15 protein-coding genes are annotated in these 9,220 nt (G+C 65.4%); 8 read left to right on the forward strand and 7 right to left on the reverse strand.

Annotation, left to right across the window (positions count from 1 at the left end):
- From AC2VOP_RS06320 to AC2VOP_RS06330, 3 genes are all read right to left on the reverse strand, one after another.
- Positions 1-211: hypothetical protein (locus tag AC2VOP_RS06320; protein ID WP_486960161.1), on the reverse strand; the 211-nt coding region annotated here is incomplete at its 3' end.
- A complete protein-coding gene (locus AC2VOP_RS06325) occupies positions 208-816 on the reverse strand; it encodes a methyltransferase domain-containing protein (protein ID WP_486960162.1) in 609 nt (202 codons plus the stop codon). The genes AC2VOP_RS06325 and AC2VOP_RS06320, both read right to left, overlap by 4 nt.
- Positions 813-1,547, reverse strand: coding sequence for a Crp/Fnr family transcriptional regulator (locus tag AC2VOP_RS06330; protein WP_486960174.1), 735 nt, complete (start codon positions 1,545-1,547; stop codon positions 813-815). Before AC2VOP_RS06330 ends, AC2VOP_RS06325 begins: the two co-directional genes overlap by 4 nt.
- A gap of 338 nt (positions 1,548-1,885) precedes the next feature.
- Here AC2VOP_RS06330 and AC2VOP_RS06335 point away from each other — a divergent pair, with 338 nt between their 5' ends.
- From AC2VOP_RS06335 to AC2VOP_RS06350, 4 genes are all read left to right on the forward strand, one after another.
- Entirely contained in the window at positions 1,886-2,449 is a 564-nt protein-coding gene (locus AC2VOP_RS06335) for a peroxiredoxin-like family protein (protein WP_486960175.1), read from the forward strand.
- Positions 2,446-2,715 (forward strand): thioredoxin domain-containing protein, encoded by a 270-nt coding sequence (locus tag AC2VOP_RS06340; protein WP_486960163.1) that lies wholly within the window; start codon positions 2,446-2,448, stop codon positions 2,713-2,715. The genes AC2VOP_RS06335 and AC2VOP_RS06340 overlap by 4 nt, the downstream gene beginning before the upstream one ends.
- Before the next feature lie 27 nt (positions 2,716-2,742).
- Positions 2,743-3,249, forward strand: a complete 507-nt coding sequence (locus AC2VOP_RS06345) for a glutathione peroxidase (RefSeq protein WP_486960164.1) — start codon at positions 2,743-2,745, stop codon at positions 3,247-3,249.
- Between the two features lie 74 nt (positions 3,250-3,323).
- Positions 3,324-4,028, forward strand: a complete 705-nt coding sequence (locus AC2VOP_RS06350; protein WP_486960165.1) for a DUF2334 domain-containing protein — start codon at positions 3,324-3,326, stop codon at positions 4,026-4,028.
- Positions 4,029-4,087: 59 nt separating this feature from the next.
- On the opposite strand, the gene AC2VOP_RS06355 is transcribed toward AC2VOP_RS06350, so the two are convergent.
- Together AC2VOP_RS06355 and AC2VOP_RS06360 are read right to left on the reverse strand one after the other, a co-directional pair.
- Positions 4,088-4,672: a carboxymuconolactone decarboxylase family protein gene (locus AC2VOP_RS06355; protein ID WP_486960166.1), complete on the reverse strand. Its 585-nt coding sequence runs from the start codon at positions 4,670-4,672 to the stop codon at positions 4,088-4,090.
- Positions 4,672-5,613 (reverse strand): sulfurtransferase, encoded by a 942-nt coding sequence (locus AC2VOP_RS06360; RefSeq protein WP_486960167.1) that lies wholly within the window; start codon positions 5,611-5,613, stop codon positions 4,672-4,674. Before AC2VOP_RS06360 ends, AC2VOP_RS06355 begins: the two co-directional genes overlap by 1 nt.
- 194 nt (positions 5,614-5,807) lie before the next feature.
- On the opposite strand from AC2VOP_RS06360, the gene AC2VOP_RS06365 reads away from it, so the two are divergent.
- Complete coding sequence (locus AC2VOP_RS06365; RefSeq protein ID WP_486960168.1) at positions 5,808-6,203, forward strand: ArsR/SmtB family transcription factor; 396 nt, start codon at positions 5,808-5,810, stop codon at positions 6,201-6,203.
- A gap of 49 nt (positions 6,204-6,252) precedes the next feature.
- Here AC2VOP_RS06365 and AC2VOP_RS06370 read toward each other — a convergent pair whose 3' ends face one another.
- Positions 6,253-6,891 (reverse strand): MBL fold metallo-hydrolase, encoded by a 639-nt coding sequence (locus AC2VOP_RS06370; RefSeq protein ID WP_486960169.1) that lies wholly within the window; start codon positions 6,889-6,891, stop codon positions 6,253-6,255.
- Between AC2VOP_RS06370 and AC2VOP_RS06375 the strand changes: the two genes are divergently transcribed.
- Genes AC2VOP_RS06375 through purQ form a run of 3 tightly spaced genes read left to right on the forward strand, consistent with a single transcriptional unit; the run spans position 6,890 to position 8,569 of the window.
- The gene (locus tag AC2VOP_RS06375) at positions 6,890-7,606 is read left to right on the forward strand and encodes an ATPase (RefSeq protein WP_486960170.1); all 717 of its coding nucleotides are present in this window, start codon (positions 6,890-6,892) and stop codon (positions 7,604-7,606) included. The genes AC2VOP_RS06370 and AC2VOP_RS06375 overlap by 2 nt on opposite strands.
- A gap of 49 nt (positions 7,607-7,655) precedes the next feature.
- Entirely contained in the window at positions 7,656-7,895 is a 240-nt protein-coding gene (gene purS / locus AC2VOP_RS06380; protein ID WP_486960171.1) for a phosphoribosylformylglycinamidine synthase subunit PurS, read from the forward strand.
- Positions 7,892-8,569: a phosphoribosylformylglycinamidine synthase subunit PurQ gene (gene purQ, locus AC2VOP_RS06385; protein WP_486960172.1), complete on the forward strand. Its 678-nt coding sequence runs from the start codon at positions 7,892-7,894 to the stop codon at positions 8,567-8,569. Before purS ends, purQ begins: the two co-directional genes overlap by 4 nt.
- Before the next feature lie 107 nt (positions 8,570-8,676).
- Here the strand turns inward: purQ and AC2VOP_RS06390 are convergent.
- Positions 8,677-9,220, reverse strand: a 544-nt coding sequence (locus AC2VOP_RS06390; protein WP_486960173.1) for a family 1 encapsulin nanocompartment shell protein, incomplete at its 5' end; no start/stop codon positions are given.

The raw sequence follows: 9,220 nt of genomic DNA on the forward strand, positions 1-9,220 counted from the left end.
CGGCGGGAATGCCCAGGCCGGCAAACATGGCCGTGAACTTCCCGAGATCACCGAGTTTGCCCACGGCGCCGCTGAAGAACATGAACCCGACGGTGAGTCGCAGCACCAAGTTCGGCAGCCAGGCCAGGTTGTTCAGCGTGTCGGTCGTCTGACGATATGCCGGCTGAACACGCGCCACGAGAGATTTACGGGCCGTCCGGGGGTGGGTCATGTTTTCTCCGCGATCATCGGGGTGTATCCGATGCAGCCCGCTTTAACCGCATCGGTCGCTAGCTGGGTGTATGCCAGCACGGTATCGGGTTGAATATCATTGTCGGCGAGAGCTTGTGGCGCCAAGATTCGCAGCGCGGTGATCCGGGCGTCGATGCGTTCGATCATCCTCAGCAGGCCGTCTTCGTGGGCTTGCGTGTGTCGTACGTGCAGTCCCGCGCTGGCGAGGATGCCGGTGTAGTCGGCGATCGATCGGGCATCAGCGATGCAGGCGACCCACGCCGCCAGTGTGGTCAGCTCGGCCGGTAGGCCGGCGTCGGTGATGGTGACATCGGTGATTCCGGCCAGGCCGCCCGGGCGCAGGATGCGCGCGAACTGACCGGCGGCGGCGTATTTGTCCGGGAACGTGCACAGCGAACATTCGCAGACCAGCGCATCGAATGTGTTCTCGGGCAGTGGAAGATCTTCGGTATCACCATGCTGGAAGTGCACCCGCTGGTCCAGTCCGGTCGCCGCGACGGCGGCCCGGGCGTGGCCGATGTTGACCTCAGGCGTACAGCGTGCCTGGGGAGCTGAATGACTTGGCTGGGCAGCGGTCTGCGTCATGCTGCGCGAGCCCGCAACCCGTCCGGATCCATGATCTCGATGACCGCGTATCCGACGGTGATGAGACGATCACGCTCAAATTCTTTGAGGATCTTGTTGATCGATGGACGCTGCGCGCCGAGCATCGCAGCAATGGTGCGTTGGGCAAGTTCAATTCGTTTTTCGACCGCCTCGTCGAGCAGAAGCTGCGCTAGCTGGGCCGGCAGAGGCCTGCCAAGCATGCTGATTAACCTGGCCTGCCCAGCGGACACCCGTTGTGCCACACGCGACAGCCACCGCCTCGCGATGGCCGGGCGGGTGGCGAGCAGCCGCTCAAACGCCTGCCGCGCCAGGAACAGACAGGTGGCGTCGGTCAATGTCCGCGCTGTGTAAAACAACGGCATATCCAACAGCAGGGGGATGTCGCCGTCCACATCGCCGGGACGAAGTACATCCACGACTGCGCGACGCCGTCCGGATCCGACCGCGAGCTCGATTTGTCCTTGCCGCACAATCCACACCCCGTCAGCGGCCTGATCGCCGAGGAAGACCACTTGTCCGGGCGCGAAGTGCTTGGCTTGCAAGGTTTCCGCGAGTGCCGACAGATCGTTGGGGTGCAGCGGCGCCGCTGCGCCGCGTCCAACGCAGCGTGCCACCCAGGCCGCGTGTCGCACCTGCGCATCGGGAGGCTGTTGCCCGCCGGTCAGCGACTGCACCATATGCTTGAGCGGGCCCGCAGAGTGGTCGGACATCGTGCCTCCTCGGTCACACCGCCGATGGTGGCAGGCTGCCGACGAGGTTACTAGTGCAGTGTCATTTCGCTGACAAGTTCGCAGGTCGAAACGGGTCAGCGAGCCCACCCCACGGCACCGTGTGCGGTTGGGCGCTTTTCCACAGCGAGTGGCCCGGTGTGCCGACACCGTCGACGGGCTTACCGGCGTCGTTGACCATCGAGAGCGAGATGAGCGTCGCTTTGGCGACCGTTACCTGCAACGGGACCGCCGGAAGCGACGTGCAGACTGTCACGTCGCTGACAAATGGCTTAGCGCGCCGATGCTGCGCGCTGTATGGTGCCGCTATGGTTAGCCAATTGGCCAGCGGTGCAACCGTTCCGGTACACCACCTTAAGGCCATCAACGGCCAGCCGGTGCGGGTACCGGCGACTGCGGGACGAACACACGTGCAGTTTCGCCGGTTCGCGGGCTGTCCGATCTGCCATTTGCATCTGCGCAGCTTCGCCGAACGGCATCAGGAGATCGCCGACGCCGGGATCACCGAGGTGGTGTTTTTCCACTCACCAGCCGAAAAGCTGCGCGGTTATCAGGCCCTGCTGCCGTTTACGGTGGTGGCCGACCCCGATAAGAAGCAGTACCGCGCATTCGGCGTGGAAAAGGGTTGGCGCTCGCTGACTCATCCCCGGGCGTGGCTATCCGCGTTTCGCGGGTATGCAACCGCCCTGCGACACCGTGATGATCCCGACTATGCTGGTGTCGGATCAACTGATGGCACTACACATTTGGGCTTGCCGGCTGACTTCCTCATCGATCCCGATGGGACCGTGATCGCCGCGCATTACGGTCGTCACGCCGATGATCAGTGGTCGGTGGAACAACTTCTGGACATGAATAGGTCGGGCGGAAAACAGTCGCGGTGACGATGGTTGGCCGGATCGCTGCGGCCTACCCGGGTGTGACCGTCGTCGGAGTCGCCGGACCGGATCCGATACCTGCCATGAGGCAGTTCGTCGACAAGTACAAGCTGCAAGGTTTCGGTGAACTGGCCGACGCCGATGGGGCGGTCTGGTCGCTGGTGCACGAGTTTTCGACGCTATGGTTCAACGACGCGATCAACCCTCGGGTGAAGTCCGCCGATCCGATGGCGACCGTGGAGCGGATCGCAGCGATGCTCTTCGGCGGCTGAGGTTTCGTGAGGAGTAGCGTCGGCGGGGTGACCGATTCGTCTCTCGCCAAGATCTCCCTGATCTCTCTGACCACCCTCGACGGTCAGCGCACCTCGTTGGCCGACTACGCCGACCGCGCCGTGCTGGTAGTGAACGTCGCCTCGAAATGCGGTCTGACTCCGCAATACAGTGCGCTGCAAAAGCTGGCGGAGGACTACGCGGACCGCGGGCTGACCGTCATCGGGGTGCCGTGCAACCAGTTCCTGAACCAGGAACCCGGCACCGCCGAAGAGATCCAGACCTTCTGCTCGACGACCTACGGGGTGACGTTTCCACTGTTGGCCAAGACCGAGGTCAACGGGGAAGGACGGCATCCGCTCTATGCAGAATTGACCAAAACACCTGACGCCGACGGGGAGGCCGGTGACGTTCAATGGAACTTCGAAAAGTTCCTGATAGCCCCCGGCCCAGTGGTGGCCAACCGGTTCCGCCCGCGCACCATGCCTGACGCGCCTGAGGTCATCGCCGCTATAGAGGCGGTGCTGCCGAATTAACCGGCCGGGCACTCGACGCCTATCGTCTGCCTGTATGTCACCGTCTCGACACCTGGGAGCATCACACTGATGGTGTGACTGGGCAACTGATCGTCTCGGTCTCCGGGATCTGCCAGCGCACCTGCGCCGATGTCGCCACGTTCTGCGCCCACATGGACGCCCGCGCCGTGCCGGTGTCGTTGCTGGTGGCGCCTCGACTCAACCGTGACTACCGACTCGATGCTGACCTGCGCACCGTCGAGTGGCTGGCTACCCGGCGCGCCGGTGGCGACGCGATTGTGCTGCACGGCTACGACGAAGCAGCCACCAAGAAGCGCCGCAGTGAGTTCGCCACGTTGCCCGCGCATGAGGCCAACCTGCGGCTGCTGGGCGCTGACCGGGTGCTTGATCAGGTCGGGTTGCGAACCCGGTCGTTCGCAGCACCCGGTTGGGCGGTGTCGCAAGGAACATTAACAGTGTTGCCGCGCAACGGGTTCCGGTTGCTAGTCGATCTGCACGGGATCACGGACCTGACCAGGAACACTACCGTTCGCGCGCGGGTGCTAGGTATCGGGGAAGGTTTCCTCAGCGAGCCGTGGTGGTGCCGGATGCTGGTGCGCTCCGCGGAACGCACCGCGCGTCGTGGTGGCGTGGTGCGGGTTGCGGCGGCGGCGGGTCAGCTGCGCAATCCCGGACGGCTGCAGGCGATGTTGGACGCCGTTGATCTGGCTTTGCTGCACGGATGCACGCCAAGCGTGTACTGCTGGCGGTCAGATCCCTCGGTTCGCGACGCAGCCTGACCGCACCGTCGGGGCTGAGCCGGGCTGGTGGCCGCCTGCGAGAGCGGGTACTCGGTGCATCAAGCCTCGAGTCGATCCAGTGGCACCCCGCAGCTCACACCTATGCCCTCCATCGCCTCTTCGAGCGGCACGTCGAGCGCGCTGGCCACGGTGGTCGTGTAGCGCATTAACGCAACCGAGGCCACGATCTCGACGATCTCGGCATCGGTCCATCCGAATGACCGTAGTTTGTCGGTCATCTCGTCTGTGACTCCGGCGGGACGACGGCCGACGATTCGGGCGAAGTCCACCGCGGCGTTCTCCTTATCGGTCAGACGGGGAGACGGCTTGCCCTCGATGAGTTCCACGCATTCCTGGCGGCTCCACTTCTTGCCCATCAGGGCGATCATGTGCGCCGCGGTGCAGTATTCACATTCGACCTCATAGGCGGTCACCGCGAAGAACACCCGCTTGAGCTCTTCACGGATGCTTCCCTCCATTGCCGTATTCAGGCTCAGGGTCCACAACGCATCCGTGGTCTCGGGCAAGTAGTTCAATGCCCGCTGGAGCCCGGGCACCATCTTGTAATACGCCTTGACCCGCTCGAAGACCTCGTGCGTCCGACCCTGAGCTTGGTCGGGATCGATGAGTTTGATCCGCGCCATCACTGCCTCCTTGAGTTCATCGGTTGATGTCGATCCTGTTCCGCAGCACGCGGTCCGGTCTCCACCGGACGGTCCGGGTCGGCGCCCCACTCCATCCACGAGGCGTCGTAGAGGGCGGCGTTCTCGTGTCCCATGACATGGAGTGCGAAGAGGGCGAAGGCCCCGAACACCCCTCCGCCGCAGTAGGTGATGACCCGGCGAGACGGCTCCAGCCCGACCGGCTCCCACAGCTGGGCCAGCTCGGTCGCGGGCAACAACCTATGGCTGACCGGATCAATGTGCGACGGCGCCGGCACGTTGTACGCGGTCGGTATGTGACCGGCCCGGTGGTCCCGGTAGAGACGAGCCGCACCGGTAAAGAAGACTTCGGGCAACGCGTCGACGATGCGGACGTCGTCACGGCCGATGGCGTGAGCGACTTGATCGGCGTCGACCCGGAGCTCGGGCCGGACCCGGGCGGTGAACGTCACCGGCAAAGGGTCGGGTACCTCACTATCGAGCGGGAACCCTTTCACCTGCCAGCGGGTCAGGCCGCCGTCGAGCAGCTTGACGGCGTCGTGGCCGTAGTAGCGCAGAGCCCACCACAGCCGAGCAGCCCAGGTTCCCCCATGGTCGTCGTAAACCACCACCGTGGTCTTATCGTCGATCCCGAGGCGACTCATCAGGTCCTCGAACCGCTGCGGCGATACCACCACGACCGGGTCGTCCGGATCGGCGAGGTCACCCATCACGTCCACGAACACCGCGCCGGGAATGTGGGCCTCCCGGTAGGCGTCGTGCTCGGCGGCACCTACCAGCGCTCCCCCTGAAGCGGCCCGGATGGCAAAGCGCGCATCGACCACCCGGATCGACGGATCGTCGAGATGCTGGGCGAGCCACCCGGGTGTGGCCAGGGCTTCAGGATTTCGGTAGGCCACGGTATCGGTCTGTTGGCCGGCCATCACGCTGCTCCCGCCGACGCGTGGAGACTGTCCGGTGCCGGCCGGCCCGCAGCGCCGGCATTCTCAGCCGCCATCGGTCGTCGGGCACCGAACACCGGGATCAGGCAGTTTGGACACGTTCGTCTCCAGTACATAGACGCAAGCGATGCTCGTAGGAGCTTGCAACGCTATTCGATAATTGTCAATATCTTGATATGACAGTTTCTCGGGACACGCCGCCTGCCACCGCTACGACGGCACGTGCCGCGGCGAGGACCGCGGACACCAGCTCCTATCCGCGGCTGGACGAAGCCGTGTCGCGCGCTGAGGCCGAACGGATTGCCAAGTTGTTTAAGGCCCTGGCTGACCCGACCAGGGTCCAACTCCTCGGATTGCTCAGAGCCAGACCAGGCGGGGAATGCGGCTATGACATGACCGGCCCACTCGGTATCTCCCAACCGAGCGTGAGCTACCACGTGAAGGTTCTTCACGAGGCCGGCCTGGTCACCCGGGAGCGTCGCGGAAGCTGGGTCTTCTACCGCATCTGTGAAGAACGGCTGGCCGACATCCGCCGGGTGGCGGGGCCGATCTCACCGGACATCACTGCCTGACAAGGCCGGGTCCAAGCAGCCCAGCCACGACCAGACGGCGTTCAATCCCTCAGAACGTGACCGTGCTCTCCTCGGGCAGCACCTGAAAGTCGGTGTCGGTCATCTCGGCGAGCCGGCCGTGGTAGATGCCGCGGGCGTCGGGGGCGATGATGCCCTGGTGGATGGGCACCGCACGCGTGGGCGCCACCGCGCGCAGATAGTCGACGGCCTCGGCGATCTTCATCCACGGCGCCGCCGCCGGGGTGGCCAGCACGTCGACCGGTTCGTCCGGGACGAACAGCGCGTCGCCGGGATGCATGAATCGGGCCGGGTGCGCGTCGTCGCCGACCAGGTACGAGATGTTGTCGATCACCGGGATCTCCGGGTGGATCACCGCGTGTCGCCCTCCCATGCCCCGCACCGTCAGCCCGTCGATCGTGAACTGGTCACCGACCCGGACCGCTCGCCACGGCGCTCCTAGCTGGGCGGCGGTCTGCGGATCGGCGTAGAGCGCCGCTCCTGGATTGGCCGCGATCAGCGCCGGAAGGCGCGCGACGTCCACGTGGTCGGGATGCTGATGGGTGATCAGGATAGCGGCCAGGCCGGTGATGCCCTCGAAACCGTGCGCGAAGATGCCCGGGTCGAACAGCACGGCGGTGTGATCGAATTCGGCACGCAGGCAGGAATGACCGAAATGCGTCAGTTTCATGTCTACGATTGTGCCCTCGAAGGGGGTGTGCGGGATGCGGGCAAGCCGGGCGGGCATGGCGGCGGTGCTGATCGTCGCCGAGCTAGCGGGTGCGCCCGTACGCGCCGAACCCGAGACCTGTCCCACGTTGTGTGACCAGATCCCCAATTCCGCCTGGATCGATTCCGCGACTGTGCCGTTGAACTCGGTGTACCGCTGGCCGGCACTGGCGAGCGTGGTCGCGCAGTTGGCCGGCGCACCACGATCGACGCCGCGGTTCAGGTTCGAGCAGCTGTGCGCCACCTCGCCGGTGCCGGCGGACCCCCGAGAGTATGCGGTCGCCGCGCGGGCTGACGTGGCCAAACCGGAAGGCCAATGGCAGTTGCAGGCTCAGATCCTGCACTGGCGCGGTGACACGTGGCGCGGCGGCCAGCTGGCCGCGTCGGTTTTCGACACCGCCCGTGGTGCACTGCGCGATTGTCAGCGTGGGGCACCGCTGCTGTCGCCGTCGCTCACTACCGACGAGCCCGACCGGCTGGCCGCGGTGATCAGCGGGCCGGTGATCGTCCACACCTACCTGGTGGCGCACCTGCCGAGCAGTACCGTCAGTGAGCTAACCCTGTGGTCGGCGGCGCCGCCGGAGGTGCCGTGGCCGCTGGCACCGGACGACGGCGCGGTGCTCGACGCGCTGACCGCACCGCTCTGCGTCGCCTACATCGGGTCGTGCCAACGGTAGAGTCGACGCCGAGCAGGCAGGTGTCGAGGAGGCTTGAGGAGAAGAGCCCTTGCCCCGGGTGGTTGTACATGTGATGCCCAAAGCCGAGATTCTCGATCCGCAGGGTCAGGCGATCGTCGGCGCGTTGACCAGGCTCGGGCACGTCGGTGTCTCGGATGTTCGGCAGGGCAAGCGATTTGAGATTGAGGTCGATGATTCGGTTGATGATTCTGAGCTGGCCGAGATTGCCGAGTCGTTGCTGGCCAACACGGTGATCGAAGACTGGACAGTCAGTCGGGAGGATCAGTGACGACCGGGCGGATCGGTGTCATCACCTTTCCCGGGACGCTCGACGACGTCGACGCCGCCCGAGCCGTGCGCTGTGTCGGGGCGCAGGCCGTCAGTCTCTGGCACGGCGACGCCGACCTGAAGGGTGTCGACGCGGTGGTGGTACCGGGCGGCTTCTCTTACGGCGATTACCTGCGCGCCGGGGCGATCGCCCGGTTCGCCCCGGTGATGAGCCAACTCATCGAGGCCGCAGGTCGCGGGCTACCGGTTCTGGGCATTTGCAACGGTTTTCAGGTGCTGTGTGAAGCCGGGCTGCTGCCGGGTGCGCTCACCCGCAACGCCGGGCTGCATTTCGTCTGCCGCGACGTATGGCTGCGGGTGGTATCGAACGCTACGGCGTGGACCTCGCGGTTCCAGCCGGGCGCGGAGCTGCTGGTGCCGTTGAAGTCCGGTGAGGGACGCTACGTGGCGTCCGAGCGGGTGCTCGACGAGTTGGAGGGCGAGGGCCGGGTGGTTTTCCGCTACCTCGACGACGTCAACGGCTCGATGCGTGGCATCGCCGGGATCAGCTCGGCCGACGGTCGCATCGTCGGCCTGATGCCGCACCCCGAGCACGCTGTCGAAGCGCTGACCGGCCCGTCCGACGACGGGTTGGGTCTGTTCTACTCCGCGCTGGACACCCTGCTCAGGTTGTGATGGCTGCGGTGTCCGCTCAGACCGGATACAAGGCAGCGAGATTGACCACAATGGCCGCATCCCCGAACGATTGGGCGCCTCCATCACATGGCCGTGCACCAGCACCACTATGCGCTGAGCGTGACCGAGGCCTCGGCGGTGTGGCATAGAAACGTCAGCGTCTCCTGCAGGTACAGCCGCACGGTGTCGGCGTCGTGGGCGGTATAGCCGATCGAGACGTCGGTGCCCAACTGCAGGTCGAAGTCGCCGCCGCGGGTGGTCAGCACGAACGCGCCGTCGACGGCCGGCGCCCAGATGATGTCGCCGTCGCCGACGAGACGGCGCAGGTGCTCGCGAATCGGATAGCCATGCTGGGTGGTTTCGCTGACCTTCGTGTAGACGTCGGCCGACAGCAGCACCGAATACGGCCCGTCGATACCGGCCAGCCGCAGCGCCGACAGCGCCTGGCTGACCACGTCAGGAATGTCGCGGGCATCGTCGGGCAGAGTCAACGGCGGGTTCGAGCTGGCGCTGCGGATACCCTCGATCGACGCGGTGGCGTAACCCTCGAAGATCGCCCGATCCTCGGCGAACGCCAGCTTCTTCGCCGCGTCTTTGACCGGATCCCAGTCGGCGTCCTGCGAACCGCGTTCTACGTCGTCGATCTCGGTC

Source organism: Mycobacterium sp. TH-M106 (assembly GCF_057473765.1).

Excerpts from the sequence above, each read along its gene's own strand:
- AC2VOP_RS06375 (WP_486960170.1), top strand. The coding sequence starts at position 6,890 with ATGTCTACGATTGTGCCCTCGAAGGGGGTGTGCGGGATGCGGGCAAGC.
- AC2VOP_RS06355 (WP_486960166.1), bottom strand. The coding sequence starts at position 4,672 with ATGGCGCGGATCAAACTCATCGATCCCGACCAAGCTCAGGGTCGGACG.
- AC2VOP_RS06330 (WP_486960174.1), bottom strand. The coding sequence starts at position 1,547 with ATGTCCGACCACTCTGCGGGCCCGCTCAAGCATATGGTGCAGTCGCTG.
- AC2VOP_RS06370 (WP_486960169.1), bottom strand. The coding sequence starts at position 6,891 with ATGAAACTGACGCATTTCGGTCATTCCTGCCTGCGTGCCGAATTCGAT.
- AC2VOP_RS06360 (WP_486960167.1), bottom strand. The coding sequence starts at position 5,613 with ATGGCCGGCCAACAGACCGATACCGTGGCCTACCGAAATCCTGAAGCC.
- AC2VOP_RS06365 (WP_486960168.1), top strand. The coding sequence starts at position 5,808 with ATGACAGTTTCTCGGGACACGCCGCCTGCCACCGCTACGACGGCACGT.
- AC2VOP_RS06325 (WP_486960162.1), bottom strand. The coding sequence starts at position 816 with ATGACGCAGACCGCTGCCCAGCCAAGTCATTCAGCTCCCCAGGCACGC.